Origin of the sequence: Spiribacter sp. SSL99, from assembly GCF_009805925.1 — a bacterium.
GTDB classification, from domain to species: Bacteria; Pseudomonadota; Gammaproteobacteria; order Nitrococcales; family Nitrococcaceae; genus Spiribacter; species Spiribacter roseus.
The window spans coordinates 128,503-153,949 of record NZ_MAOM01000015.1 but is presented as its reverse complement, the minus strand read 5'-3'; the positions used below and the strand labels follow the sequence as shown (position 1 = coordinate 153,949).

Below are 25,447 nucleotides of genomic sequence, written 5' to 3'. Positions count from 1 at the left end.
GCTTTCGGAATCGAGTAGTCCAACACCATGAACCGTAGCGCCGAGCGTCGGGTGAAACGATTGCAGGCCCATGGCGAGCGCGGTCTGCTCGCCGGCAGCCGCCATGGCCTGGAAAAGGAAAGCCTGCGGGTGACGCCCGCCGGCCACATCGCGCAGACGCCGCATCCCGAGGGGCTCGGCTCACCGCTGTGTCATCCGGAGATCACCACCGATTACTCCGAGGCGCTGCTCGAGCTGGTCACCCCCGCCTACACCAATGGCGAGGCGGCACTGCAGCATCTCGCCGGTCTGCATCGCTACACCGTCGATCAGATCGGCGACGAGTTGCTCTGGGCCACCTCCATGCCCTGTATCGTCGGTGGCGATAAAAGCATTCCCATCGCCGATTACGGCGACTCGAACATCGGTCGCATGAAGCATGTCTACCGCCACGGCCTGGACTGGCGTTACGGGCGGACCATGCAGGCGATCGCCGGCATCCATTTCAATTACTCGTTCAGCGAGGCGTTCCTGCGCTCGGTCCAGGCGCGCGAGGACGACCGGCGCGACTTCGCCACCTTCCGCTCGGACTTCTACTTTCGGCTGATCCGCAACTTCCAGCGCTATGGCTGGCTGGTGCCGTACCTGATGGGCGCCTCACCGGCGATCTGCAAGTCGTTCACCGGCGGTCGCAACCTGGACTTCGAATCGTTCTCGGCGAACACCTTCTACACGCCGTATGCGACGTCCCTGCGCATGAGTGATATCGGCTATAAGAACAACGCCCAGGCCGCCCTCGAGATCGACTACAACAACCTCGACGCCTACGTGGCCAGCCTGCGGGCGGCGATCAGCACCCCCGATCCGGAATACGCGCGCATCGGCACGCTCGTTGATGGCGTCTGGCGCCAGCTGAACACCAACGTGCTGCAGATCGAGAACGAGTACTACAGCTTCGTCCGACCCAAGGCGCTCGCCCAGTCCGGCGAGCCGCCGACCTGCGCGCTCAACCGGGCCGGCGTCGAGTATGTCGAGATCCGTGCGCTGGATCTCAACCCGTTCAACCCGATCGGCATCGACGCCGATCAGATCGGCTTTCTCGAGACCCTCCTGGTGTTCTGTCTGCTCGAGGACAGTCCACCGATCAACGCCCTCGAGCAGCACCACATCAATGCCAATCAGGGCCTTGTCGCCCGCCACGGGCGCGACCCGAACCTGACCCTGCACCGCGGCGATGGCGAGCGGGTCGGCCTGCGGGACTGGGCGGATGAGTTACTCGGCGCGATGACCGGCCCGGCGGAACTCCTCGACGAGGTGCACCAGGACGGCCGCTACAGTCGCATCCTCGCCGATTACCGGGCATCGGTGGCCGACGCCGCGCGGACTCCCTCCGCGCAGGTGCTCGCCGCCATGCGGGCGCGCAACGAGGAATTCGTCGAATTCGCCCTGCGCACCTCGGCCGAGCATGTCGAGACCATCCGCCAGTGGCCACTGGACGAATCGGTGCGCGCGCGCCTCGCCGACGAGGCGATCCGCTCACGCGCCGAGCAGGCCGACATGGAGGCCCGCGACGAGCCCCCGTTCGAGGCGTTCGTCGATCAGTACTTTGCCCAGGAATCGACCAACGGTCGTTGAACCCGCCCCGGGGCCCCGGCAGTGTCGGGGCCATGATGTCTTTCGCACTGCTCGCCCTGATCGCCGCCTGTCTGGCAGCCGGCCTTGCCCTGATGGCGCTGGTGAGTGGCCTGGTACCCGCCATTCAGCGCTATCGCTCGCATATTCAGGCGACCGCGCAGGATGATCTGCGCGCGCAGTTCATCGATCTGCCCGCCCGCCGCCTCCTGCAGATCGCTGTGGGACTGGGGCTGGTGCTCGCCGCCCTCACTGCCATTGTCCTGCCCTGGCCGGTGGCGGTCGCCGCCGGGCTGACCGGACTGGCCCTGCCGCGCATCGGCGTGCACCGCATCCGCGAACGCCGCCGCCGGGCGATCATCCGCCAGCTGCCCGATGCCCTGCAGACCCTTGCCAGCTCACTGCGCGCCGGGACGAACATCGGTCGGGCCATGGCCCTGGTATCGCGGCGCCAGCCCGCTCCGCTCAGCCAGGAGTTCGGCCTGATGCTGAGCCGCCAGCGCCTGGGTGAAGAGCTCGAGACGGTGCTGGGTGGGTTCGCCGAGCGCGTGCCCGCCGAGGAGACCGCGCTGTTTCGAAACGCCATCATGATCTCGCGTCGCGTGGGCGGCGATCTCGCCCATACCCTCGATACGCTTTCCATCACACTGCGTGAGCGCGCCCAGGTCGAAGAACGCATCACCGCACTGACGGCCATGGGGCGGATGCAGGGCCGGGTGATGATGGTGCTGCCGTTCGGCATCGGCGGCATGCTCTATCTCCAGCAACCGGCAATGATGGCGCGGCTTTTCACCGAGCCCCTCGGCTGGGCGGTCATTATGATCGTGGCCGTCGCCATGGCGATGGCGATGGTCTGGATCCGCCGGGTGGTCGCCATTGATATCTGAGGCGGCCGCGCAATGGACGGCGGGCCTGCTGGGGCTTGCGGCGGCGGGCGGCGTGGCCGGCGTCGCCGAGCTTGCGCGCGTACGCCGCGGCCCGGCGGTGGATCGCTGGCGGGATCCCTCGCCGCGGCTGTTCCGACTGCTGCTGCCGCTGGCGCGGCTCATTCACGCCGAGGTCGATCCCACGCGCTGGTTCCCGCCCCAGAGCCTGGCCGCGCGACTCGACCGGGCCGGCATGGGCTATGCGGTGCTGCCCGGCGAGTGGTTGGTGCTGCGGGGGCTCACGGCCGTGCTCACCATGGTGGCCGCGCTGGTCCTGCAGCCGGCACTCGAGTCGCTGGACGCCGGCGGGGCCGGCTCGGTACTGGCAGGGTTGGTGCTGGGCTATGCCTATCCGGCGATCTGGCTGCGCGATCAGGGCCAGCGGCGACAGCGCCTGATCGCCCGCCAGTTCCCGGCACTGCTCGAGCTGCTCGGGCTTTCGGTCCGCGCCGGGCTGAGTTTCAGTGCGGCACTGCCGCAGTGCACCCGGCATCTCGAACCGGGGCCGCTGCGCGCGGAGATGCAGCGCATCGACCGCGATACGCGCACGGGTGTGGCACGCCTCGAGGCGCTCGAGCGCATGGCCCGGCGGGTGGATCTGAGTGCCGTGCACGGCTTCGTGGCGGCCATCGCCCAGGCCGAGGAGACCGGCGCGGCGATCAGCCAGACGCTCAGTGACCAGGCCGCCCAACGCCGGCGTGAACGCTTCGCGGCCGCCGAGAAAAAGGCCAACGAGGCGCCGGTGAAAATGCTCGCCCCGTTGGTGGGGCTGCTGTTTCCGGTCACGTTTTTGATCATCGGTTTCCCGATTGTCCTTCAGTTCATGGAAGGCGGGCTGCTATGAAGCATCGCGGCGCCGTGCCCACCTGCCTTTTCATGCCCCCGCCCGGCGGACCCCGGCGCATCCGGGTGGAGGTGGCCGACCGCTTTGTGCCCCGTCTCATCGGACTGCTCGGGCGGAGCGACGCGCCCGCCAGCGACTGCGGCCTGCTGCTGATCGCGCGGGGCGGGGTGCACACCCTTGGCATGCGCTTTGCGATCGATATTGCCCAGCTTGACCGCGAGCTCAGGGTGCTGCGGGTGACATCGCGGGTACCGCCGGGCCGCTGGATCACGGCGCCGCGGGGCACCCGGGCCACCCTCGAAATGGCCGCCGACACACTGCCACCCCCACTCACGGGCCGGCGCTTTTACTGCAACAGGGATTACCCATGAGCCGCATCCGGACCTCAGTCCGCCTGTTGGCGGTGGCCGCACTGCTCCAGGGCTGTGTGGCCCTGCCCAGCAACAATGCCCCATCGGTGATCGAGCGCCTTGCCCGCGCCGATGCCGCCCTGGAGCACGGCGATCCCGAACGCGCCCGGCAGGGCTATGAAGCGGTGATCGAGCGCTCCCCCGAGCTTGTGTCACCGCACTTCCAGCTCGGACTGATTGCCTACGGCGCCGGTGATTCCCATAACGCCATCGAGCACTTCGAGGCCGCGCTCGCCCGCGACCCGGGTCACGTCCTTGCCACTTACAACCTCGCGGTCGTCCATCTCCAGCAGGCCCGCCGGCGGCTCGGGCAGCACGAACGACTGGCTCCGGTCAGTGCCGGCCGGCCGGCGCTCGTGGACCTGCGCCGGGCGATTGACGCCCTCGGCGAGGCCCCGCCCGCACCCGAGTAACGCCGCAATGACGGGGTTCCTCGCCGGCCTGCTCGCCGTGGCGGCACTGCCACCGGTGGGTTTCCCGCCCGCAGGACTGGTCTGGCTGGTTCCGTGGCTGATGGGCATGCGTCAGTCGCGACGGACGCGGGTGCGCAACACCCTGATCGCACTGGGACTGCCAATGGGGATGGCCCTGGGCCCCGTCGCGGGCCAGGAGCCGGCCCTCGCGATCGGAGTGATGCTCACGGTTCTCGCGGCGTTCATCGTCGTGGCCCTGGCGGCGGCGGATCGCCACGGCGTCACCCATTCCTGGCGCCTGGTGGGTGCGATGGTGGGGCTGATCGGCCTGCTTGCGGGGCTGCGGTCGGTGGGGATCCCGATCTCGCTGAGCCTTTTCCTGCCGCCATCGGTGGTACCGTTCCGCCTTGTGGACGCGGGCGGTGTGATCACTGCGGATGCGGCCCTGGGGCTGTGGCAGACCGGGCTGGCCGTCGCCCTCATGGCCGGCGGAATACGCTCGCGGCCCCGAAGCTGGCTGATGCCAACCTTGATCGCGCTGGGCCTCGCGCCCATGATCCTCATCCCGGTGGATCCGCCGCCCCACGCACCGTCCGACGCGCCGCGCATCGCCATTGTCCAGACGCTTGACGACGACCCGGGCACATCAACCGCCCTCGCCCACGCCGCGCTTGCCCGGATCGAGGCACGATGGGTCGTCTGGCCGGAAGCGGCGTCCCCGGTCCTGCTGCCGCCGCCCTGGCAGCGGCCACCCGGCGGCATGATCCACCTGCGGCATGGGTATCGCTACCTCGAACCTGGAAAGCTTCGCAGCGAAGTGTCGATCACCCCGGGCGTCAAGGTGCGCAACGCCCCCACCGGGCGATGGACCAAGGCCTTTCCCCTGCCGTTCGCCGAAGCGGCCCTTAGCACAACCGACCAGCCGGACCGGAACGACCTGCAAGCCCTCGAAGTGCTGATCTGCTCGGATGCCAGCCACCCCCGCGCCGTGGACCGGGCCGTCGCCCGAGGGCCGCGCCTGATCGTCAACCCGGCCCACCTGCCGACAGCGGGATTGGCGAGCCTCGGGGGACTGCATCGGCGCAGCGTGCATCTGCAGGCCGCGCGCAGCGGTGTGCCGATCCTTGTCGTCGCCCACGGCGGGCCGAGCATGGTGTTGCACCCGGACGGCCGCCGACGCCGCCTCGCCCCCGGGGGTGTGCAGGCGGTGGCCACATTGCCCCTGCCCGCGCCACCAGCGGCTGACGATGTCGTCGCCGATGTGGCCGACGGACCCATCGCCCCGGATGAGGGTGCCTCGCACCGCGCCGCCATCGCCCGACTCACCCGGGCGTACGGCCTTGGCCACAACGCCGACGCTGTCCCGGCGGCCCGTGACCGGGCGCTAGTATGGCTCTGCGAGCAGACCGGACTAATGGCGATGAACGCCTCGGTCAATGACATCCGCCCGCCGGCTTACGGCTTGCAACCCACTCCCCACGGCCTACTTGCCATCCGGTGGCTGCCCGGTGAGGCGGCGGATGCGCCCGGGATCCGCTGGCTCGCCACCGTTGATCGCCCCGAGCGCTGCCGCTCGGCCGGATCCCTGCACCCCCCGACCAGCGGTACTTCGCGCCTTCGGTGATTGTTTCTAGGCTGATCGATACACGGCCTTTTCAACGCCCAGTCAAGGAGGCGCCATGCCCATCCAACGCCCACACCCGCCGGTCCGCCCGTCCACCCGTCGCATTCATCGCCAACGCGGTCAGGGGATGTCGGAGTACATCATCATCACCGCACTCATCGCGGTGGCCGGAATCGGCATTTTCTCGGCCTTCGGCGACACCATTTCCAGCCAGGCCGCCGCCATGGCCCGGGAGATGGCCGGTCAGGATGGCAGCGACCAGGTCGACCAGGCCGACAACAACTCACAGCGCGCGGCCGACCGGGCGGGTCAGGAAGACACGCTGCAGAATTTCAATGAGCAGAACTGACCGCCAGGGTGGCCAGATCCTGCCCGTGGTTCTGGCCACCCTCGCCCTCGCGGCCGCCGCGATCGTGCTGACGCACCGCTCGATCCGCGGCATCGGGCAGGAGTCGGCGGTGGTCAATGCCGCCGACGCCGCTGCTTACAGCGGTGCGAGCTGGACGGCCCGGCGACTCAACCTGATCGCCTACACCAACCGCAGCCTGATCGCGAGTCACATCGCCGTGGGCCATCTGGTGGCCACCATCAGCTGGCTGCGCTACAGCGGTGAGGCGTCGCGCCAGATCTCCCGTTATGCCCAGTTCCTGCCCTATGTCGGCGTGGCCGCCCGCGAGGCGCAGCGACTCATCGACGCCGCGATCAAGACCGCATCGATCGCGGCCGGCGGCTACATCGTCAGCGCCGACCGTTACATGGACCTGCTGTCGCTTGCGCAGTACGGGGCCCGTAACGGGCTCCGACCGGGGCGAGTCGATGCGGTCATGCAGCGTGTGGTGGAGCGCTACGGGGACGATTTCCAGGTCAATGAGCGAAGCGCCATCGATGCCATCCCCCGCCCCTACGCCACGGCCATGGACGCCCGCCTCCTCAGTCGGCAGGTATCGGCCTACCTCAAACTCGAAGGCGTCACGCCGAGGCGGGACGACGGCTATTTCCAGCGCGTGCTGCGATCCACGATCAACCACGACCGCCGCCTGAGCCGCTGGCTTCGGGGCCCCGCCCGGTCCGGGCGGCCGCGGTTCGGTGCCGGCGGCCGCGACTGGGATCGCTCCATTCTGCGGGTGGTGCGGTTCCGCAAACAGGGCGTGACCCAACAGCCCCCGCGTACCGATGCCGGCGGCTGGCGCTCCGGCGATCGTCTGCAGGTCAGCTTTTTCGACTGGCGCAAGATGAGCTGGGAGTCATGGTCCACCCTGGCGCGCGGTCGTGCCGATGCCGATCGGCTGGCCGGGAATTACATCGGCGTCAGCCGCTATACACGGCTTCGCCAGCCGCCGCGGGACAAAAGCCTGGTCCGGATTCCCGCGCTGGTCACCGCACCGCTACCCGGCGACGCCGACGGCGATTCGATCAACGCCCACATCAGCATTGGCGAGGTGCGCTATCGCGTCCCGGATGACTGCGGCCGGCACTGCCCCGACCGGCAGCGCCCGGCCACGCTTTTCAATCCCTTCTGGGAGGCGTCGTTGACCCGCCTTGAAGCACCGGGCCTGCCATGAGCCGTCAATCGGGGAGTGCGATCACCGAATCGCTGGTCGGCCTGGTGGCGCTGATCCCGGCGTTTGTGGCGATGGACTACCTGGGCCGACTCGCCGACATGGACCGCGCCACCCATGCCGCCGCCCGCTACACCGCCTGGCAGAGCCTCGCCGGCGATACCGCCGCTGCCGAAAGCGACCTCGCCATCGAGGATCGGGTGTTTGGCAATGACCATGCCCCGCTGTTGGCCATCGAGCCACTGCGGCGCCAGGGGCCGAGTCGCAATCCACTCTGGCGGGATGCCGGGGGCGCATTGCGCATCGACGATGACGCGCACCACTCGCGGCCGACCGGTCAGACGCCATCCCGCCTGCCGGTGGCAGGCCGTGCCGTGCGCAGCCTCGCCTACGGCGCGTCAACCCCGTCAATCGCCTCCTTTGTCGGACTCTCGGGGAACATGCTCGGTCTTGAGCGCACCGGCCTGCGCGGTGATCGGGTCACCCTGCAGGTCCGCCCGGTCCTCGAGTCGGGCGACGACCGCCCGCCGGTCGCCCTCACGGCCATGGGCGGGCTCTCGCCCCGGGTCTGGCAGGCCGCTACGGACGATGAGTTTGAGCAGCGCCTGCAGCAGATCGTCGCCAGCGAACCGGTTGATGCGCTCTCCAGACCCGCCCAGGTCCTCGGTCGATTTTTTGTTTTCAAGGAAGGACGTGATGCCAGTGCAACCGATTTCATTCCCCCGCCGGCCCGCTTGCCAACGCGGCGCTGAGCGTCGTCAGCGGTCACGACGGCCCCGCTGGCACTGGCTCGGCATGCTGCCCGGTCTGCTGCTCGCGGCCGAGATCGATGCGCGCAACGCCTGCGCCGGCGAGCTCGACGGCCTGAGCATGACCGCCGATGCCAGCGAGGTGCTGCGGGATGCCCGCGTGATGATCGGCGGACTTCCGATGTGCACGCTCGCCTATACCACCGAGACCGGGCTCGATGGCCTCATGGCGCGATATCGTCAGGACTGGCAGGCCCATCCGGGTGTCCTGCAGGCGACCGATTCCAATGGGGACGGACGTGACGACACGGTCTGGCAGGCCAGCGACACATTCTCCCGGCGCCTCGCGGTCAGGTCGGACGGTGCCGGGCATGCCGTGATGATCAGCCTGATGCCCCTCGACACCGCCGAGCCGCCCGCCCCCAGGCCCTATCTGCCCCTGCCCGCAGGGTTCGAGATCGAGTTCCAGAGTCGCAATGCCGCCGGCGCCTCGGTGCACGCCCGCACCGCCCTGGGGCCCGCGCCGGCCGCCCGGGCATTGATCCGGACGCTTGAAGCCGCCGGCTGGCGGGGATCCGATGTCGACGGCCCGGGCATTGCCGGGCGCCGGCGCATACGGCTGCATCGCGACGGGGAAGCGATCCGAGTTGAGCTGCTACGCCGCTCCGGTCAGACCCTGGTACTGGCGCAGCGGGTCACGCCAGGGGGCACACCATGAGCAGCGCCGAGTATCTGGCGGTCATCGCCGGGCTGATGGGCATCTGGTCGGGCATTGATCGGTTGATCGAGGCGTTTGCCACCCACACCGACCAGGCCCTCTGGTCGCTGGCCATTCCGTTATGAACCGTCCCGGGAGAAGGCCATGATCATGACTCCCCTCAAACGCGGCGTCCTGCTGGTGACCGGGGCGCTGCTGGCCGGTGGTGCCGGTGTCTGGGCCGGCGACCGCCATCTCGAGCAACGCGCTCAGGCGATCGAAGCCGAACTGCGCTCAACGCATGCCACCCGGTCGGTAATCGTCGCCCGCGACGATCTGCCCGAGGGCACCCGTCTGACCCAGGATCATGTCGCCGTGCGCGAGATGCCGGTGCGCTTTGTCCACGAACGCGCCATCGCTGACAGCGCCTGGGGGCGCATCGCCGGGCGCACCCTCACCCATGACCTGAGCGCGGGTCGGGCGATTCTGCCGGTGCACGTCGCCGACTCGGACCGCGCCCGACTGGCCGATCAGATCACCCCCGGCGATCGGGCCATTACCATTCCGGTGTCCGGCGGCGCGGAGATCGCCGGGCTGCTGAGCCCCGGTGACCGCGTCGACCTGATGCTCACCCATCGCGAGGACGGCGAGCGCGCCACCCTGCCTCTGCTCGCGGACATCCCGATCCTCGCCACCGGCGCGCGGATTGCAGCCCGCGAGGACCGTGCCCGGCGCCCCGGCTATGATGACCTCACCCTCGCCGTCTCACCGGTGGAGGCCGCCCGCATCACGCAGGCCCTCGCCATTGGCAGCATTCATGTCGTCCTGCGCGCTGGCCGCGACGACGCACCGGTCGCCGGCTATCGCATCGACACCGCAGCGATCACCCGGACACAGTCGGGCGAAGCGACTCCCGCGGTGGAACTGATTATCGGGGGTGAGCCGTGAAACCGGGGCGCATCAGGCGCTGGTGCTGGGCCATCGCCACGGCCCTCGGGTTGATGGTCATACTGCCCGCCGCCGCGGTCAGCGTGGATGTCGGGCACTCACGGCTCATTGAGGCGAGCGATGTGGTCCGCGTGGCGCTTGGCGACGGCGAACTCGCCGAAGTCGAGGTGCTCGGCGACGGCGATGGCATCCTGTTGATGGGCCGCGCTGTCGGCCGGACGGATCTGCGCATCTGGTCCCGGGACGCGCCGCCGCGGCATCTGCCGGTCACAGTCCAACCCGCCCCGGACACCCCGCGTGACCGCCAGCTTGAGCAGCTCGCCGGGCGCATTGACGGCATCCACCTCGAGCGGATCGATGCCGCCTATTTCGTGACCGGACGCCCGGCCACCGATCGCGACGCGGCGCGTTTCAAGCGCCTGGTGGAAGCGTATCCGCAGCTCGGTGACTTCACTGATCCGACGACCGCGGGCGACACCCCCAGCGTCCAGGTCAAGGCGCGGTTCGTGGAACTGCGCACCTCGACCCTGCGCGAAATCGGCCTTGACTGGACCACGCAGTCCCCCGCGATCAGCTTTGCCTACGCCGCCGACCTGGAGACCAACGATGTCTTTCGCGGCGCGCTGGGCGATTTTCTGCCCAACCAGTCGCTGCCGCTCGATATCGGCAAGGGCAACGGTTATCTCGGCGTGGGCCTGAGCCTGACGGCGATGATCGATCTGCTTGGCCAGACGGGCGAGGCCCGGGTGATCGCCGAGCCCATGCTCTCGGCCCTGAGCGGGACCGCCGCCGAATTCCAGGCCGGCGGCGAAGTGCCCATCCCCATCCAGAACGGCGACGGGGATCCCACGGTGGTGTTCAAGGATTACGGGATCCTGCTCAAGGTGGCCCCGGTGGTCGGCGATGACGCCCATATCCGCACCCGTATCGAGGTGGAGGTGAGCGACGTCGATGAGTCCGTCACTGTGCTCGGTGTACCCGGCTTTTCGGTCCGCAACGCGATCACCGAAATGAGTGGACCGAGCGGCCGGACGCTGTTGATCGCCGGTCTGATCGACGAGCAGCAGTCGCGGGCGGTCAGTCGCGTGCCGGGGCTGGGGAAACTGCCGGTGATCGGTGGCCTGTTCCGCTCAGAGCGGTTCCAGAACGAGCAGACCGAACTGGTGGTGCTCATCACCCCCACCCTGCAGGACGATCCGCGGGCCGACTCGCCCGAGCGGGCCGACCCGAGCCGCTCCACCCCCGTCCCGCGCCTGCCCCTCCAGGAGATCCGTTATGAATAGACTCGAACTCCTCCAGCACCGGGGTCGGGAACATCCCACCCCGGTGATCCTCGACCCCGGCCGCCGATACACCATTGGCGGCGGGCGCCGCTGTGACCTGCGCATTGCCGGTGAAGGGATCGCCCGTCGGCATGCCGAGCTCCGGGTCGACACCGACGGGGTGCACATCCGTCTACTGGCGGGACGGCGTGAGATCGACTTCAATGGCGAGCCGGTCCGGCAGGCCGGTCCGCTGGCCGTTGGTGATGCGCTGCGCCTGGGCGACACCTGCTGGCAGGTCCGCCCGGCGGACGCGGCGGACGTGGCGGGCGTAGCGGACGCGCCCGATACGCCCGGGATCACCGACACCCCCGAAACACCGGTTCCATCCGCCCCCGAGCCCGATCCACCCCCTGCTGCGACGCCAGAGCCACCGGTGACGGCCGCCACACCCCGGATTGCCCCCGATCTGGTGCGCCGGTTTCAGGAGCGCATCAGTCAGCGCCTCGATCTCTACCGACGGGATATCCTCCAGACCCTGTCCGCACAACGACTGCGTGACGAGGCGCGAACCACGGCCTGGCAGCTGATCGAGGAAGGCGAACTGTCCATCCCTGATGACCTGGACGGCGATACCGTAGTGGCTGCCGTCGTGGCCGAAACCGTCGGACTCGGCCCCATTGAGTCGCTCATGGCCGACGCCACGGTCAGCGAGATCATGGTCAACGGGCCCGCGAGCATCTATGTCGAGCGCCAGGGCCGACTGCAGAAGACCGCCCTGGCATTCAGTTCGGCGGCCTCCCTCGACAGTGTCCTCGACCGGATCGTCTCCCCCCTTGGTCGGCGCCTTGACGAGGGCTCGCCGCTGGTGGACGCGCGATTGCCTGACGGCTCGCGGGTCAATGCCATCATCCCGCCGCTAGCGCTGAATGGCGCCACGCTCACCATCCGGCGCTTCAGCGACACGCGGATCGGGATCGATGATCTGGTCGGTTTCGGGGCCCTGGATACCACCATGGCCGCCTTCCTGCGCCTGTGTGTCCACCGCCGCCGCAATATCCTGATCGCCGGCGGTACGGGCACGGGCAAGACCACGGTCCTCAACGCCCTATCAGAGGAAATCGACGAGTCCGAGCGGATCGTGACCATCGAGGATTCGGCGGAGCTGCGACTGCAACAGGATCATGTGGTGGCGCTGGAATCACGCCCGCCCAACATCGAGGGCAGCGGGGCGATCAGCATTCGTGAGCTGGTCCGCAACGCCCTGCGCATGCGCCCTGATCGCATCCTGGTGGGGGAATGCCGGGGCGGCGAGGCCCTCGACATGCTCCAGGCAATGAACACCGGCCACGACGGCTCGCTGACCACCGCGCATGCCAATACGCCGCGCGATGCGCTCGCCCGACTCGAGGTGATGACGTTGATGGCGGGGATGGATCTGCCGGCGCGGGCGATCCGGGATCAGATCGCCGCGGCCATCGACATTATCGTCCAGCTGACCCGCTTTGGCGACGGGGCGCGGCGGATAACCGCCATCACGGAGGTCGCGGGCATGGAAGGCGAGCGCATCCTGCTGACGGATCTGTACCGCTATGACGACGGTTTCAGCGCCACCGGCCAGCGTCCCGCATTCATCGAACAGGGCCCGGCGCTCGACCCGCCAGTGGATCCCGGTCTGTTCAGGCCCGCAGCCGCGGCTACATGAACCCCAGTTGCAGGCGCGCGCTCTCGGACATCCGATCCTGACTCCAGGGCGGGTCCCAGGTCAGCTCCACCTCGGCGGCCTCGACACCCTGGACCTGCTCAACGGCGGCCTTGATCATGATGGGCATCTGCCCGGCGACTGGGCAGGCCGGCGAGGTCAGCGTCATCAGCACGTCGACGAAGCCATCCGCATCCACTTCGATCTCATAGATCAGACCCAGCTCGTAGACGTCCACGGGGATCTCGGGGTCGTAGACATTGCGCAGGGCGCTGACCACGCCTTCACGCATTGTCTCAACCGGGGGCCGTTCCACCATGCGCTACTCCGAATCCGCTGAGGCAGGCGCTTCGATCGCCGCCTGCAGGGTGTGCCAGGCAAGGGTGGCGCACTTCACCCGCATGGGGTAATCACGTACGCCCGCCAGTGCCAGGAGTTTTTCGAGGTCGGGATCATCCGCCGCCGGCAACGGCGCCTCGCGATCGGTCACCAGATGCTGGAACCGCTCGCCGATCCGGCGCGCCTCATCGAGGGTGCGCCCTTTCAACACCTCGGTCATGATCGACGCCGAGGCCGTCGAGATGGCGCAGCCCTCGCCATTGAACCCGATGTCCTCAATGCAGCCCGCCGGGTCCAGGCGGAACTCGACATGCACCCAGTCACCGCAGAGCGGGTTGTTGCCGTCGGCCTCGCCGTCATGGGGCTGCACCTCATGACGATTGCGCGGAGCGCGGTTGTGGTCAAGCACCACGGCCTGGTAGAGCGCCGATAGTTCGGTCATGGTCAGCCGAGCAGCGACTTCACCTTATGCAGGCCATCCACCAGCGCATCGACATCGGCGCGGTCGTTGTAGAGGCCGAACGAGGCCCGCACGGTGGCCGGCACATCAAAGCGCTCCATCAGCGGCTGGGTACAGTGATGCCCCACCCGGACGGCGACGCCTTCCATATCGAGGATCGTGCCCATGTCATGGGGATGGATCCCATCGATCACGAACGAGATCACGCCTGCCTTGCCGGGCGCGGTCCCAATGACCCGCAGGTCATCCCACTCCGCCAACCGCTCGTTGGCATACGCCAGCAGCGACTGCTCGTGAGCGAGGATGCGCTCGCGACCCACCGCTTCCATATACTCAAGCCCGACGCCGGTGGCAATCACGCCGGCAATGTTCGGCGTGCCCGCCTCGAAGCGCTGCGGCGGCTCGGCATACTCCGAGCCCTCGAAGCGCACCGTCCGGATCATATCGCCACCGCCCTGATAGGGCGGCATGGCCTGGAGATGGGCCAGCCGGCCCCAGAGGATGCCTGAGCCGCTGGGGCCGTAGGTCTTGTGGGCCGAGAACGTGTAGAAATCCGCCCCCATGGCCTGCACGTCCACGGGCATATGCGGCGCCGACTGCGCGCCATCGATCAACACCGGGATGCCCCGGGCGTGCGCCAGCTCGGTGATGGTCTCCACCGGGTTGATCGTGCCCAGCGTGTTCGAGACATGCACGACGCTGATGAAGCGGGTGCGCTCGCTGATCCGCGCGCGCAGCCCATCCATGTCCAGCGAGCCGTCATCGAGCACCGGCGCCACCACCAGGTGGGCGCCGGTGGCCTCGGTGACAAGCTGCCAGGGCACGATGTTGGCATGGTGTTCCATGCCGGTGATCAGCACCTCATCGCCGGGCTGGAGCATCGGGCGCACGAACGACTGGGCCACCAGATTGATCGCCTCGGTCGCACCCCGGACGAACACCACCTCGCGCTCGTCCGGCGCGTTGATGAAGCGTTGGACGATCCCGCGGACGTTCTCGAACGCCTGGGTCGACTGCTGCGAGAGCTGATACACACCGCGATGGATATTCGCGTAGTAGCGCTCGTAGCAGTCCCGTTCGGCATCGATCACGCACTGCGGCTTCTGCGCGCTCGCCGCACTGTCCAGGAAGGCCAGCCGGCGGTCGTTCATGGGCCGCTGCAGCACCGGGAAGTCGGCCCGATACGGCGCCAGATCGGCGCCGAGCCGGGCTTCATGCATGGGATATGCGCTCAAAGAATCTCCCCAATGTCCGCGTCTTCCACGTTGAGCCGGCGCATCAGCACCCGCCGGACGTGGTCACGGACGCCGGTGACCCGAAACATATCGACGATCTCGCCGGCGAACGCCAGGGTCAGCATGCCCTTGGCGCCCTCGGCACTGATGCCACGGGTCCGCAGGTAGAAAAGCGCCTGCTCGTCGAGCTCGCCGACCGTCGAGCCATGGGTGCATTTCACGTCGTCAGCGAAAATCTCCAGGCGCGGGTTGGAATGCGCCAGGGCGCGCTTGCCCAGCACCAGGTTGCGGTTTTCCTGTACCGCGTCGGTTTTCTGCGCGCCCTCGAACACCTTCACCAGGCCATCGAACACGGTCTCGGAGCGATCCTGGAGGATGCCCTTGAAGCGCTGCCGGCTGAAGCAGTTCTCGCTGCGGTGATTGAACCAGGTGTGGAAGTCCACGAACTGCCGCTGCTCGGTCAGATAGATGCCGTTGCAGTCGATCTCGCCGCCTTCGCCTTGCAGATCGGCGATCAGATCAACCCGGCCGAGCCGTCCGCCGTCGGCGACGAAGGCACCCCGCAGCGACGCATTGCGCTGGGCAGCCAGTTTGACCGTACCGATGTTCATCACCCCGGCGCCGTCTTCCTGCAGACGGCTGTAGTCGAGAATCGTATTCTCGCCCGCCGACAACTCGCTGACCGGGCAGACCAGCGTGCTGGCGGCATCATCGCCGATGAAGCGCTCGACCACGCGCACCTCGGCGCCATCCTCGGCTTCGACCACCAGCCGCGGGTAAACGGCGTGCTGATCGGCCTCGGCGGTGATGATATGCGTGACGGTGATCGGCTTTTCAATCATCGCGCCGCGCGCCACATGCACATAGGCACCATCGGCAAAGAACGCGGTGTTGAGGGCCGCGAACGGATGCCAGTCGATGTCCACCCGCCGACCGAGGGCCGCGGTCAGCCGCTCCGGCGGCTGATTGGCATACTCACTGAACGGGGTCACCGTCAGGCCTTTCGCCAGGTCGGCCAGATCGGAGAGATCCGCGGCGAGGCGGCCATCCACAAACACGAGTCGATAGCTCTCGCCCAGCTCGCCGAGGCGCTCCACCAGCTCCTTGGGTGCTGCGCCCTGGGAATCGGCGACGGGAAAATCCGTCTGGGTGACCGGGCGCAGATTGGTCTTGCGCCACGCCTCCTCGCGCGGACCCGGAAATCCGCGGGCCTCGAACGCGTGGATGCCCCGCTCATGCAGCGGGCGGAGCCACTCGGGTCCGGTCTGCGTGAGCTGCTCGAATGCCTCGAGATAGACGCTCTTGGACTGCGCTACTGCTTCCATCACTGATGCTCCTCGCGAATTCAGGCCGCAGCCTCGTCAAAGCCTTCGTAGCCCTTGTCCTCAAGCTCCTGGGCAAGCTCCTTGCCCCCGGTCTTGACGATGCGGCCGTTCACCAGGACATGCACCACATCGGGCACGATGTGCTCGAGCAGGCGCTGATAGTGGGTGATCACCATGAACGAGCGCTCGCCATCGCGCATCGCATTGACGCCCTCGGAGACGATCCGCAGCGCATCGATGTCAAGGCCTGAGTCGGTCTCATCGAGAATCCCCAGCTTGGGCTCAAGGACCGACATGTGGAAGATCTCGTTGCGCTTTTTCTCACCGCCCGAAAAACCCTCGTTGACCGGGCGCTGAAGCAGTGACTCATCCAGCTTTACGCGCTTGGCGCGCTCACGCACCAGCTCGAGGAACTCCATCGCGTCGATCTCACCCTCGCCGCGGTGCTTGCGCATGGCATTGACCGCCGCCTTGAGGAAGTAGGTGTTGGAAACGCCGGGAATCTCCACCGGGTACTGAAAGCCCAGGAACACGCCCTCACGGGCCCGCTCCTCGGGATCCATCTCGAGCAGGTCCTTGCCGTTGTAGAGGACTTCGCCTTCGGTGATCTCGTAGGCCTCATCGCCCACCAGCGCCTTGGCCAGGGTGCTCTTGCCCCCGCCATTGGGGCCCATGATCGCGTGCACCTTACCGGTGTCGATGGTCAGATCGACGCCCTTGAGGATCTCAGTACCCTCGACGTTGACGTGCAGATTGCGGATTTCCAGCAATGCCATTAGTTGCGACTCCTGAAACAGATTCGTTACGTGCTGTACGTTGACAGGGGATCGGCCGGCGATCAGCCGACCGAATCCTCCAGCGTGACCTCGAGCAGCTTCTGCGCCTCGACCGCGAACTCCATCGGCAGCTCGCGGAAGACTTCCTTGCAGAAGCCGTTGACGATCAGCGATACCGCGTCCTCGGGGGAGATGCCCCGCGACGTGCAGTAGAGGATCTGATCCTCGCCGATCTTCGAGGTGGTCGCCTCATGCTCGAGCTGCGCCGTGGAGTTGTTGACGTCGAGATAGGGGAAGGTGTGCGCGCCGCACTCCGAGCCCATCAGCATCGAGTCACACTGCGAGTAGTTACGGGCGTTCTCAGCGGTCGGCGTGATCCGCACCAGCCCACGATAGACCTGCTCGCCCTCCTGGGCGGAAATGCCCTTGGAGACGATGGTACTGCGCGTGTTCTTGCCGATGTGGGTCATCTTGGTGCCGGTGTCGGCCTGCTGGCGCAGCCGCGTCACCGCCACGCTGTAGAACTCGCCCACCGAGTTGTCACCGCGCATCACGACACTGGGATACTTCCAGGTGATCGCCGAACCGGTCTCGACCTGGGTCCAGGAGATCTTGGAGTTGTCGCCGGCACACAGCCCACGCTTGGTGACGAAGTTGTAGACGCCGCCCTTGCCTTCCTTGTCGCCGGGGTACCAGTTCTGGACCGTCGAGTACTTGATCTCGGCGTCGTCCAGCGCCACTAGCTCGACCACGGCGGCATGCAGCTGGTTTTCGTCGCGCATGGGCGCCGTGCAGCCCTCGAGGTACGACACGTAGCTGCTGTCCTCGGCGATGATCAGCGTGCGCTCAAACTGCCCGGTGTTGGCCGCGTTAATGCGGAAGTAGGTCGACAGCTCCATCGGGCAGCGCACGCCCTTGGGGATGTAGACGAACGATCCGTCGGTGAACACGGCCGAGTTCAGTCCGGCGAAGTAGTTGTCGTTGTACGGGATCACCGTCCCGAGGTACTTCTGCACCAGCTCAGGGTGGTTCTGGACCGCCTCGGACATCGAGCAGAAGATGATGCCCTGCTCCGCCAGCTTTTCCTTGTACGAGGTCGCCACCGATACCGAGTCGAACACCGCGTCCACCGCCACGTTGGCGACACCGGCCAGCTGCTCCTGCTCGTGCAGCGGAATGCCGAGCTTGTCATAGGTCGCCTTGATCTCGGGGTCGATGTCATCAAGGCTCTCCGGCCGGTCCTCGTCGCGCTTCGGCGCGGCGTAGTAGGAGATCGCCTGGAAGTCGATGGGATCGTAGTGGACGTACTGCCAGTCCGGCTCGCGCATGGTCAGCCAGTTGCGATAGGCCTTGAGCCGCCACTCGAGCATCCACTCAGGCTCGTTCTTTTTGGCCGAGATCTGCCGGATGACATCCTCGTTCAGGCCCGGCGGGACCCGGTCTTCCTCGACCTCGGTGACAAACCCGGCCTCGTAGCCCTTCTGGGTAAACCGTTCAATCGTCTCAGTGCTCGCGGACATGACGCACTCCGGTAAATTCAAGCGTATGAATAGGGTTTTGACCGCCGCCATTCGGCTCCGTTGCGGTCTCCGCCAACGTAATCTCAGACAGCGCCTGCAGGACCACATCGTTGATTCGGCCCCAGACGTTGCTGATGTTGCACTGGCTGCCGTACTGACAGGCGCCACGCCCGTCTTCGATGCAGTCGGTCAGTGCAATCGGCCCTTCCAGCACGGTGATGATCTCCGCCACGGAGATTTCATCGGGCGAACGGGCCAGCCCGTAGCCGCCCTTGGCGCCCCGGTAGGAGACCACCAGGTCACTGCGGGCAAGGTGCTTGAGGATCTTGCTGACAATGGGCTGGGGCAGCCCCCGCACTTCCGCCAGGGACGCCGCGCTGTGACGCGCCTGAGGGTCACTGGCCATCAGCGCCAGAATGCCCACGCCGTAATCGGTTTCGCGGTTCAGCTTGATCATGGTTGAGGATTATAACCGAAACAGGACTGCTTTGGTACATTTTAAACTGGAAAATTCACCGCAACGCCTCGTCGGCGCTGCCCGGGTCCTCCTCGCCGGCCCAGGACTGCCAGCCCTCATCCGCAGTCAACGGGCGACCGGCGGCGGTTTCCCGGCGCCGGGCCGCCACCGCATGGGCGGCCAGTGCCTCGATGTGCGCCCAGTCACCCGACTCGATGGTCTCCACCGGCGTCAGCCAGCTGCCGCCGACACAGGGGACATTGGCGAGCTGCAGAAAATCCAGATAGTTGCCGGAGTGAACACCCCCCGTGGGACAGAACCGCAAGGCCGGGAACGGGCCAGCGAACGCCTCCAGCGCGGCGATTCCCCCACTGGGCACCGCGGGGAAGAACTTCAGCTGCTCAAAGCCATCCGCCTGGGCGCGCATCAACTCCGTGGCCGTCGCCACCCCCGGCAGCAGCGGCAGCGCCGTGCGCTCGGCCGCGGCATTGACGGCGTCTGCATAGCCGGGGCTGACCAGGAACTGCGCGCCGGCATCATGGGCCTGCTGGACCTGATCGGGGGCGGTGACGGTACCGGCCCCCACCGCCATATCGGGGACATCGCGGGCGATCGCCGCGACCGCCTCGAGCGCAGCGGCGGTGCGCAGGGTCACCTCGATCACCGACACGCCGCCGGCGAGTAGGGCCCGCGCCAGCGCCGGTGCCCGGGACGCGGTCTCGATCCGGACCACCGGAATGACCGGCGAGCGAGCCATCAGTGATTGCATGGTCATGACGCACCCTCATTGTTCGTGGCCGGTGAAAAGCTGATGGCGCCGGTCTCGGCACTGCCGGCCATCGACCGGAAACCGGCGAACATATCCCGACCGATGCCGTGCTGGACGGTGGTATCCGGTGGTGCCGATTCCCGCGCGGCCCACTCCGCCTCGGGCACATCGACGTCAAGCCGGCCGGCATCGGCGTCCAGAGTGATCCAGTCACCCTCGCGGATGCGGCCGATCGCCCCGCCCCGCACCCATTCCGGATGCAGATGGATCGCGGCGGGCACCTTGCCCGAGGCCCCCGACATGCGCCCGTCGGTGACCAGCGCGACCCGCTGGCCGCGTGACTGCAGGACACCGAGTTCGGGCGTCAGCTTATGCAGCTCGGGCATGCCATTGGCCCGCGGACCCTGGCCACGGACGACGCAGACGAAATCCCCTTCGAGCGCCCCGGCCCGGAACGCCGCCAGCACCGCCTGCTGGTCGTCAAACACCCGGGCCGGGCCCTCGATGCGACGATGATCCGGATGCACCGCCGAGGTCTTCATGACCGCCCGACCGAGGTTGCCGTCGAGCACCCGCAGTCCGCCGTCGGTATCGAAGGGATCGGTCACCGGCCGCACCACCTGGGCGTCACCGCTCCGGGCGGGTGCTTCGCCCCAGGCAACGCCGCCGTCCGCCAGCATCGGCTCGCGGGCATAGGCCCGGAGCCCCTCGCCACTGACGGTCAGCACATCCTCGTGGAGCAGACCGGCGTCGAGGAGTTCACGCACCAGAAACCCCATACCGCCGGCGGCATGGAAATGATTGATGTCGGCCTGACCATTGGGGTAGATGCGCGTCAGCAGGGGCACCACCCGCGAGAGCGTATCGAAATCGCTCCAGTCGACATGCAGGCCGGCCGCCCGCGCGATCGCCACCAGATGGATGGTGTGATTGGTCGACCCGCCGGTCGCCAGCAGGCCGACGATACCGTTGACGATGGCGCGTTCATCGATGACCCGGCCCACCGGTGTGTACTCATCGCCGTGCGCGGTCAGCTGGGTGATGCGATGGCCCGCCGCGATCGTGAGGGCATCGCGCAGCGGGGTATTGGGATTGACGAATGCCGCGCCCGGCAGATGCAGGCCCATCACCTCCATGAGCATCTGATTGGAGTTGGCGGTGCCATAGAACGTACAGGTGCCGGGGCCATGATAGGACTGCGCCTCGGATTCAAGCAGCGCGTCGCGCCCGACCCTGCCCTCGGCATAGAGCGCGCGGATACGGGCCTTCTCGTCATTGGGCATGCCCGAGGTCATGGGACCGGCGGGCACGAAGATGAATGGCAGATGACCGAAATGCAGCGCACCGATGAGCAGTCCCGGGACAATCTTGTCGCACACGCCCAGACACAGCCCGCCGTCAAAGGTGTTGTGGGACAGCGCCACGCCGGTGGCCATGGCGATCACATCGCGACTGAACAGCGACAGCTCCATGCCGGGCTGGCCCTGGGTGACGCCATCGCACATCGCGGGCACACCGCCGGCGAACTGGGCCGTTCCGCCGGCCTCACGCACCGCCTGTTTGAGCAGCCCGGGAAAGCGCTCCAGCGGCTGGTGGGCGGAGAGCATGTCGTTGTAGGCCGAAACGATCCCCACGTTGGCCTTCTGCAGGCCCTTGAGGCGTGCCTTATCGCCATCGGGGGCCGCCGCGAATGCATGGGCCAGGTTGGTGCACGACAGGCTGGTGCGGACCGGGCCATCCTCGGCGGCCGCCTTCAGGCGTTCGAGGTAGGCGGCGCGATCGGTCTCGCTGCGCGCCCGGATGCGCTGCGTGACTGCTGCCACGGCGGAGTTGAGTGCTGACATAGAGCCTCCCTCATCAATTCGGGCGCCAGTCTATCGCACTCGCCGGGGGCGAAGGGCGGCGGCTTATGCTCAGGTCGGTGAAGGCGGTATCCTGTCCCAACATTCAAGCGTCCACATGCAGGAGGTGGGGTGAAAACAACCAACCCCTTTGACCTGGTGCTATTCGGGGCCACCGGCGATCTGGCGATGAGCAAACTGCTGCCGGCGCTCTATCGCCGTGACCGCGCCGGTCAGTTACCCGCCGACGGGCGCATCATCGCCACCGCCCGGCGGGCCCTCGACCGCGAGTCGTTCATCGCCCGTATCGATGCCGCTTTCGAGCAGTATCTGGAAGCCGACGAGCGCACCGCCGCCGACTGGGACCGCTTTGTCGCCCGGCTCGAATTCGTCTCGGTGGATGCGGACACCGCAGCGGGATTCGACGATATGGCCGCCGTGCTGCGCGGTCGCGAGGATCACAACCGGGTGTTCTACCTGGCGGTGGCGCCCGCCTATTTCGTCGGGATCTGCCAGACCCTGAATCAGCACGGACTGGTCACTGACCGCTCCCGGGTGGTGCTGGAGAAACCCCTCGGCCACGACCTGGAATCGGCCCGGGCGATCAGCGAGCAGATCGGTGCGATCTTTTCCGAGGACGCGATCTATCGAATCGATCACTACCTGGGCAAGGAAACCGTCCAGAACCTGATCGCGCTGCGCTTTGGCAATATGCTCTTCGAGCCGCTATGGCGCCGGGAATGGGTGCGCGACGTGCAGATCAGCGTCAGCGAGCAGCTGGGTGTCGGCGGTCGGGCCGACTTCTATGACCGCACCGGCGCGCTGCGCGACATGGTCCAGAACCACATGCTCCAGCTGCTGTGCATCATCGCCATGGAGCCGCCCACCGACATTGGTGCGGACGCGGTGCGCGATGAAAAGCTCAAAGTGCTGCGGGCGCTGAAGCGCCTGGAAGGACAGGATGTCCTGCGCAACACGGTCCGCGGGCAGTACCGCGCCGGCGCCATCGCCGGTCAGCCGGTGCAGGGCTATCTCGAGGAAGAAGGGGTGCCGGCGGACAGCCGCACCGAGACTTTCGTGGCCATGCGCACCGAGCTGCAGAACTGGCGCTGGGCGGGTGTGCCGTTCTATCTGCGCACCGGCAAGCGCCTGCAGGAGCGCGGCGCCGAGATTGTCGTCAATTTCCGCGACGTCCCGCATTCCATCTTTGGCGTGACCTATGGCGCGGGCCAGCCCAACCGGCTGGTGATTCAGCTGCAGCCGGACGAGGGCGTCAAGCTGCATATGATGGCCAAGTCCCCCGGCGACCGCATGCAGCTGCGGCCGGTCGCGCTCAACCTCGACTTTGCCGAGGCCTTCCGCCAGCGCCCGCCGGACGCCTATGAGCGCCTGCTCATGGACGTGCTGCGTGGGCGGCTGACGCTTTTCATGCGGCGCGACGAGCTGTACGCCGCCTGGTCATGGATTGAGCCGATCCTCGAGGCCTGGAACGACGCCGGCGATGCGCCCAAGCCCTATACCGCCGGGACCTGGGGGCCCGCCGCCTCGAGTGCCCTGCTCGCCCGCGAGGATGCGACCTGGCATGAAGAGCGCTGATCAGGCCGGCCGCATACTGGCCGCCGCCCAACGCTTTCCAGCTCCCGCACGGGCCGCCTCCGCGCTGGCGGATCGGCTTACCGAGGTGATTGATCACGGCGCGCGACGCCGCGACCGCGCCAGTCTGCTGGTGCCGGGCGGCCGCACGCCGGTGGCGCTGTTCGAGGCGCTCTGCAGCCGTGACCTGCAGTGGGACCGGGTGCATGTCAGCCTGACCGATGAGCGCCGGGTGGCGGCCGATGATCCGGCCAGCAATGCCGCCATGGTGCGCGCGCACCTCATTCAGGATCGCGCGGCGGCGGCGCATTTCCACCCGCTCTACCAGGGCCATACCGGCGACCGCGGCGACGAGGCCGCCTGCAGCGCGGCGCTGGGTCTGCTGCCACGGCCCTTCGATGCCGTGGTGCTGGGCATGGGGGGCGACGGGCACATCGCCTCGATCTTTCCGGACGATCCGGCCCTGCCCCGGGCGCTCAGCACCACTACCGAGTCACGCTGCGTCGTCACCCGCGCGCCGGATCCGCCCCACGACCGGCTGTCATTGACGTTGATGACGCTGCTGCAGAGCCGCTGGATCGCCCTGCACATCAACGGGGCGGCGAAGTGGGCCACGCTTGAGCAGGCGATCGCGACGGCCGATCCCCAGCGCTATCCGGTCTACGCACTGCTCAGCCAGCGCCGCGTGCCCGTGCATGTCTACTACTCGGCCTGACAACCGCCCGGTGCTGGTCGCCGACATCGGTGGCACCCACGCCCGGGCGGGGCTGGTGACCGAGCCCGGCCGCGCGCCGGCCCGGATCTTCCGCCGCCCGACCCGGTCGTTCAATGGGCTGGCCGGCTTCCTGGCCGCGGCCCGGGATGATCTGGCCCCCCATCCGGCGCCCTTGCGGGCGGTCTGCGCGGTCGCGAGCCCACTGGATGATGATCCCGTCGAGCTCACCAACGCGGGGTGGCGGTTTTCCCCCCAGGCCGTTGCGAGCGATCTGGGCCTCGCGCAGGTCGAACTACTCAACGACTGGGTCGCACAGGGCTGGGCGGTCACTGCGCTGGAGCGGCGCGATCAACAGGTCATTCACGCGGGTGTCCCACGCACCGATTCACCACGTCTGGCACTGGGCCCCGGCACCGGACTCGGCAGCGCGGTCATCGTCCCCTGCGGCACACGCTGGCAGGTCTTTGCCAGCGAGGGCGGGCACATCAGCTTCGCCCCGCAGACCGGCCGCCAACAGGCCATCGCCGAGCAGATCAGCCAGCGCTTTGGCCACTGCAGCGCCGAGCGACTGGCCTCGGGCATGGGGATCGAGGCGATCTACCGCGCGATCCAGGCCATCGACGGGGGCGAGCCGGTGCTGACCACGGCCGAGGCGATTGCCCGCGCCGGCATGAATGGGGACCGGGTCGGGCGCGAGGTGCTGGAGCACATGACCGATGCCTTGGGCAACGTGGCCGGTGACCTGGCCCTGGCGACCGGCGCGCGTGGCGGTGTCTATCTGGGTGGCGGTGTGATCCCGGCACTGGGCGCGGCCTTCGACTGGCAGCGGCTGCGTCGCGCCTTTCTGGCCAAGGGCCGGTTCGGTGCCTACCTCGCCCCGGTGCCGATGATCGCGATCAATCACCCGTCCGCCGCGCTGCTGGGCCTGTCCGCGTATCTGCAGGCGAACGGCTAGCCGCGCAGCCAGTCCCGCATGGTCGCCCGCACCGCAGCGGTATGATCATCCGCCGGCAATGCCGCGAGGGCCTGATCCACGGCCGCGTCACCCGCCTTGCCGCGCACCCGCCCCATGAGCGCCTGAAAGAACTCGCGATCAAACTCCGGATGCCCCTGGAGGGTCAGCGTGCGGCCGCGGCGCATCGCATACCAGGGGCACTGTTCGCTGGTCGCGATGCGCTCGAACCCCGGCGCCGGCTCGACCACCTGATCCTGGTGGACGGCCAGCAACGACAGTGTCTCGCCGGGCTGGCGGCCGGCGAAAGCCGTTTCGCAGACCACCGGATAGGCACCAAGATGCCAGCCGAGCGACGAGCGCTGCGTGCGCCCACCCAGCGCCGCCTGGATGAGCTGATGGCCAAAGCAGACTCCGATCAGCGGCTGACCGAGCGCCTCGGCGCGACGCACAAAGGCCTGCAGCTCGACCACCCAGTCGGGTGACTCGTGCACGCTCGCCCGGCTGCCGGTGATCAGCCAAGCGTCCGCGGAGGCCGGGCTGTCCGGCCACTCATCGTCGTGCACCCGAAAGCCGCTGACCTCGATGTCGCCCTGCTCGTCGGCCAGCAACGTCTCAAACAACGCCCGATACGAGGACCACTCCGTCTGGAGCTCTTCGTGGAGGTCGTCGCACAGCAGGACACCCACGCGCGTTCTGGTCATCGTTTCCATGGACTCA

At 67.7% G+C, this 25,447-nt stretch carries 27 protein-coding genes; 17 read left to right on the top strand and 10 right to left on the bottom strand.

Translation table 11 applies throughout. The annotated features are described in order from the left end of the window. Positions 1 to 27: 27 nt before the first annotated feature. The 14 genes from gshA to BA899_RS04325 are packed head-to-tail and all read left to right on the top strand — an operon-like array spanning position 28 to position 12,748. Positions 28 to 1,614 (top strand): glutamate--cysteine ligase, encoded by a 1,587-nt coding sequence (gene gshA, locus BA899_RS04385; RefSeq protein ID WP_159299860.1) that lies wholly within the window; start codon positions 28 to 30, stop codon positions 1,612 to 1,614. A 32-nt stretch (positions 1,615 to 1,646) separates the two neighbouring features. Then, on the top strand, positions 1,647 to 2,498 hold the full coding sequence (locus BA899_RS04380) for a type II secretion system F family protein (RefSeq protein ID WP_159299859.1): 852 nt from the start codon (positions 1,647 to 1,649) through the stop codon (positions 2,496 to 2,498). Continuing rightward, complete coding sequence (locus tag BA899_RS04375; RefSeq protein ID WP_159299858.1) at positions 2,488 to 3,381, top strand: type II secretion system F family protein; 894 nt, start codon at positions 2,488 to 2,490, stop codon at positions 3,379 to 3,381. Before BA899_RS04380 ends, BA899_RS04375 begins: the two co-directional genes overlap by 11 nt. Next, complete coding sequence (locus BA899_RS04370) at positions 3,378 to 3,752, top strand: DUF192 domain-containing protein (RefSeq protein ID WP_200833057.1); 375 nt, start codon at positions 3,378 to 3,380, stop codon at positions 3,750 to 3,752. Before BA899_RS04375 ends, BA899_RS04370 begins: the two co-directional genes overlap by 4 nt. After that, the gene (locus BA899_RS04365; RefSeq protein WP_144347505.1) at positions 3,749 to 4,204 is read left to right on the top strand and encodes a lipopolysaccharide assembly protein LapB; all 456 of its coding nucleotides are present in this window, start codon (positions 3,749 to 3,751) and stop codon (positions 4,202 to 4,204) included. Before BA899_RS04370 ends, BA899_RS04365 begins: the two co-directional genes overlap by 4 nt. A 7-nt stretch (positions 4,205 to 4,211) precedes the next feature. Continuing rightward, on the top strand, positions 4,212 to 5,828 hold the full coding sequence (locus BA899_RS04360; RefSeq protein WP_159299857.1) for a hypothetical protein: 1,617 nt from the start codon (positions 4,212 to 4,214) through the stop codon (positions 5,826 to 5,828). A gap of 55 nt (positions 5,829 to 5,883) precedes the next feature. Continuing rightward, the gene (locus BA899_RS04355) at positions 5,884 to 6,177 is read left to right on the top strand and encodes a Flp family type IVb pilin (protein ID WP_148121928.1); all 294 of its coding nucleotides are present in this window, start codon (positions 5,884 to 5,886) and stop codon (positions 6,175 to 6,177) included. Then, positions 6,164 to 7,390 carry a hypothetical protein gene (locus BA899_RS04350; RefSeq protein WP_159299856.1) on the top strand — a complete coding sequence of 409 codons (1,227 nt, stop codon included), beginning with the start codon at positions 6,164 to 6,166 and terminating at the stop codon, positions 7,388 to 7,390. The genes BA899_RS04355 and BA899_RS04350 overlap by 14 nt, the downstream gene beginning before the upstream one ends. Then, a complete protein-coding gene (locus BA899_RS04345; protein ID WP_159299855.1) occupies positions 7,387 to 8,139 on the top strand; it encodes a hypothetical protein in 753 nt (250 codons plus the stop codon). Before BA899_RS04350 ends, BA899_RS04345 begins: the two co-directional genes overlap by 4 nt. Beyond that, complete coding sequence (locus tag BA899_RS04340) at positions 8,084 to 8,854, top strand: hypothetical protein (RefSeq protein ID WP_159299854.1); 771 nt, start codon at positions 8,084 to 8,086, stop codon at positions 8,852 to 8,854. Before BA899_RS04345 ends, BA899_RS04340 begins: the two co-directional genes overlap by 56 nt. Next, entirely contained in the window at positions 8,851 to 8,979 is a 129-nt protein-coding gene (locus tag BA899_RS10050; RefSeq protein ID WP_255425104.1) for a hypothetical protein, read from the top strand. Before BA899_RS04340 ends, BA899_RS10050 begins: the two co-directional genes overlap by 4 nt. A 19-nt stretch (positions 8,980 to 8,998) precedes the next feature. Beyond that, entirely contained in the window at positions 8,999 to 9,781 is a 783-nt protein-coding gene (gene cpaB, locus BA899_RS04335; RefSeq protein ID WP_159299853.1) for a Flp pilus assembly protein CpaB, read from the top strand. Further along, on the top strand, positions 9,778 to 11,064 hold the full coding sequence (locus BA899_RS04330) for a type II and III secretion system protein family protein (RefSeq protein ID WP_159299852.1): 1,287 nt from the start codon (positions 9,778 to 9,780) through the stop codon (positions 11,062 to 11,064). Before cpaB ends, BA899_RS04330 begins: the two co-directional genes overlap by 4 nt. Then, positions 11,057 to 12,748, top strand: coding sequence for an ATPase, T2SS/T4P/T4SS family (locus BA899_RS04325; protein WP_159299851.1), 1,692 nt, complete (start codon positions 11,057 to 11,059; stop codon positions 12,746 to 12,748). The genes BA899_RS04330 and BA899_RS04325 overlap by 8 nt, the downstream gene beginning before the upstream one ends. On the opposite strand, the gene BA899_RS04320 is transcribed toward BA899_RS04325, so the two are convergent. From BA899_RS04320 to edd, 9 genes are all read right to left on the bottom strand, one after another. Further along, positions 12,741 to 13,064: an SUF system Fe-S cluster assembly protein gene (locus BA899_RS04320; RefSeq protein WP_144347516.1), complete on the bottom strand. Its 324-nt coding sequence runs from the start codon at positions 13,062 to 13,064 to the stop codon at positions 12,741 to 12,743. The two genes, BA899_RS04325 and BA899_RS04320, sit on opposite strands and share 8 nt — an antisense overlap. A gap of 3 nt (positions 13,065 to 13,067) precedes the next feature. Further along, a complete protein-coding gene (sufU, locus tag BA899_RS04315) occupies positions 13,068 to 13,526 on the bottom strand; it encodes a Fe-S cluster assembly sulfur transfer protein SufU (protein ID WP_144347517.1) in 459 nt (152 codons plus the stop codon). Positions 13,527 to 13,528: 2 nt separating this feature from the next. Beyond that, the gene (locus tag BA899_RS04310) at positions 13,529 to 14,779 is read right to left on the bottom strand and encodes an aminotransferase class V-fold PLP-dependent enzyme (RefSeq protein ID WP_370456306.1); all 1,251 of its coding nucleotides are present in this window, start codon (positions 14,777 to 14,779) and stop codon (positions 13,529 to 13,531) included. Beyond that, a complete protein-coding gene (gene sufD / locus BA899_RS04305) occupies positions 14,776 to 16,104 on the bottom strand; it encodes a Fe-S cluster assembly protein SufD (RefSeq protein ID WP_159299850.1) in 1,329 nt (442 codons plus the stop codon). Before sufD ends, BA899_RS04310 begins: the two co-directional genes overlap by 4 nt. Before the next feature lie 20 nt (positions 16,105 to 16,124). After that, entirely contained in the window at positions 16,125 to 16,880 is a 756-nt protein-coding gene (gene sufC, locus BA899_RS04300) for a Fe-S cluster assembly ATPase SufC (protein ID WP_144347519.1), read from the bottom strand. A 62-nt stretch (positions 16,881 to 16,942) separates the two neighbouring features. Then, on the bottom strand, positions 16,943 to 18,400 hold the full coding sequence (gene sufB, locus BA899_RS04295) for a Fe-S cluster assembly protein SufB (protein ID WP_110883304.1): 1,458 nt from the start codon (positions 18,398 to 18,400) through the stop codon (positions 16,943 to 16,945). After that, positions 18,384 to 18,857 (bottom strand): SUF system Fe-S cluster assembly regulator, encoded by a 474-nt coding sequence (locus tag BA899_RS04290; protein WP_144347520.1) that lies wholly within the window; start codon positions 18,855 to 18,857, stop codon positions 18,384 to 18,386. Before BA899_RS04290 ends, sufB begins: the two co-directional genes overlap by 17 nt. A 55-nt stretch (positions 18,858 to 18,912) precedes the next feature. Next, on the bottom strand, positions 18,913 to 19,632 hold the full coding sequence (gene eda, locus BA899_RS04285) for a bifunctional 4-hydroxy-2-oxoglutarate aldolase/2-dehydro-3-deoxy-phosphogluconate aldolase (RefSeq protein WP_159299849.1): 720 nt from the start codon (positions 19,630 to 19,632) through the stop codon (positions 18,913 to 18,915). Next, positions 19,629 to 21,470, bottom strand: coding sequence for a phosphogluconate dehydratase (edd, locus tag BA899_RS04280; RefSeq protein WP_159299848.1), 1,842 nt, complete (start codon positions 21,468 to 21,470; stop codon positions 19,629 to 19,631). Before edd ends, eda begins: the two co-directional genes overlap by 4 nt. Before the next feature lie 129 nt (positions 21,471 to 21,599). Here edd and zwf point away from each other — a divergent pair, with 129 nt between their 5' ends. The 3 genes from zwf to BA899_RS04265 are packed head-to-tail and all read left to right on the top strand — an operon-like array spanning position 21,600 to position 24,730. Beyond that, on the top strand, positions 21,600 to 23,063 hold the full coding sequence (zwf, locus tag BA899_RS04275; protein WP_159299847.1) for a glucose-6-phosphate dehydrogenase: 1,464 nt from the start codon (positions 21,600 to 21,602) through the stop codon (positions 23,061 to 23,063). After that, positions 23,050 to 23,775 carry a 6-phosphogluconolactonase gene (pgl, locus tag BA899_RS04270; RefSeq protein ID WP_157809065.1) on the top strand — a complete coding sequence of 242 codons (726 nt, stop codon included), beginning with the start codon at positions 23,050 to 23,052 and terminating at the stop codon, positions 23,773 to 23,775. Before zwf ends, pgl begins: the two co-directional genes overlap by 14 nt. Next, positions 23,756 to 24,730, top strand: a complete 975-nt coding sequence (locus tag BA899_RS04265) for a glucokinase (RefSeq protein WP_159299846.1) — start codon at positions 23,756 to 23,758, stop codon at positions 24,728 to 24,730. Before pgl ends, BA899_RS04265 begins: the two co-directional genes overlap by 20 nt. On the opposite strand, the gene BA899_RS04260 is transcribed toward BA899_RS04265, so the two are convergent. After that, positions 24,727 to 25,440, bottom strand: coding sequence for a type 1 glutamine amidotransferase (locus tag BA899_RS04260; protein ID WP_144347526.1), 714 nt, complete (start codon positions 25,438 to 25,440; stop codon positions 24,727 to 24,729). The two genes, BA899_RS04265 and BA899_RS04260, sit on opposite strands and share 4 nt — an antisense overlap. Between the last annotated feature and the right edge of the window lie 7 nt (positions 25,441 to 25,447).

Coding starts and splice junctions, on each gene's coding strand:
- BA899_RS04290 (WP_144347520.1), bottom strand. CDS start 18,857: ATGATCAAGCTGAACCGCGAAACCGATTACGGCGTGGGCATTCTGGCG.
- sufU (WP_144347517.1), bottom strand. CDS start 13,526: ATGACCGAACTATCGGCGCTCTACCAGGCCGTGGTGCTTGACCACAAC.
- BA899_RS04345 (WP_159299855.1), top strand. CDS start 7,387: ATGAGCCGTCAATCGGGGAGTGCGATCACCGAATCGCTGGTCGGCCTG.
- BA899_RS04370 (WP_200833057.1), top strand. CDS start 3,378: ATGAAGCATCGCGGCGCCGTGCCCACCTGCCTTTTCATGCCCCCGCCC.
- BA899_RS04350 (WP_159299856.1), top strand. CDS start 6,164: ATGAGCAGAACTGACCGCCAGGGTGGCCAGATCCTGCCCGTGGTTCTG.
- BA899_RS04340 (WP_159299854.1), top strand. CDS start 8,084: ATGCCAGTGCAACCGATTTCATTCCCCCGCCGGCCCGCTTGCCAACGC.
- BA899_RS04320 (WP_144347516.1), bottom strand. CDS start 13,064: ATGGTGGAACGGCCCCCGGTTGAGACAATGCGTGAAGGCGTGGTCAGC.
- BA899_RS04265 (WP_159299846.1), top strand. CDS start 23,756: ATGTCTACTACTCGGCCTGACAACCGCCCGGTGCTGGTCGCCGACATC.
- sufB (WP_110883304.1), bottom strand. CDS start 18,400: ATGTCCGCGAGCACTGAGACGATTGAACGGTTTACCCAGAAGGGCTAC.
- sufD (WP_159299850.1), bottom strand. CDS start 16,104: ATGGAAGCAGTAGCGCAGTCCAAGAGCGTCTATCTCGAGGCATTCGAG.
- pgl (WP_157809065.1), top strand. CDS start 23,050: ATGAAGAGCGCTGATCAGGCCGGCCGCATACTGGCCGCCGCCCAACGC.
- BA899_RS04360 (WP_159299857.1), top strand. CDS start 4,212: ATGACGGGGTTCCTCGCCGGCCTGCTCGCCGTGGCGGCACTGCCACCG.
- BA899_RS04365 (WP_144347505.1), top strand. CDS start 3,749: ATGAGCCGCATCCGGACCTCAGTCCGCCTGTTGGCGGTGGCCGCACTG.
- edd (WP_159299848.1), bottom strand. CDS start 21,470: ATGTCAGCACTCAACTCCGCCGTGGCAGCAGTCACGCAGCGCATCCGG.
- eda (WP_159299849.1), bottom strand. CDS start 19,632: ATGACCATGCAATCACTGATGGCTCGCTCGCCGGTCATTCCGGTGGTC.
- cpaB (WP_159299853.1), top strand. CDS start 8,999: ATGATCATGACTCCCCTCAAACGCGGCGTCCTGCTGGTGACCGGGGCG.
- gshA (WP_159299860.1), top strand. CDS start 28: ATGAACCGTAGCGCCGAGCGTCGGGTGAAACGATTGCAGGCCCATGGC.
- sufC (WP_144347519.1), bottom strand. CDS start 16,880: ATGGCATTGCTGGAAATCCGCAATCTGCACGTCAACGTCGAGGGTACT.
- BA899_RS04260 (WP_144347526.1), bottom strand. CDS start 25,440: ATGGAAACGATGACCAGAACGCGCGTGGGTGTCCTGCTGTGCGACGAC.
- BA899_RS04325 (WP_159299851.1), top strand. CDS start 11,057: ATGAATAGACTCGAACTCCTCCAGCACCGGGGTCGGGAACATCCCACC.
- BA899_RS10050 (WP_255425104.1), top strand. CDS start 8,851: ATGAGCAGCGCCGAGTATCTGGCGGTCATCGCCGGGCTGATGGGCATC.
- BA899_RS04355 (WP_148121928.1), top strand. CDS start 5,884: ATGCCCATCCAACGCCCACACCCGCCGGTCCGCCCGTCCACCCGTCGC.
- BA899_RS04380 (WP_159299859.1), top strand. CDS start 1,647: ATGATGTCTTTCGCACTGCTCGCCCTGATCGCCGCCTGTCTGGCAGCC.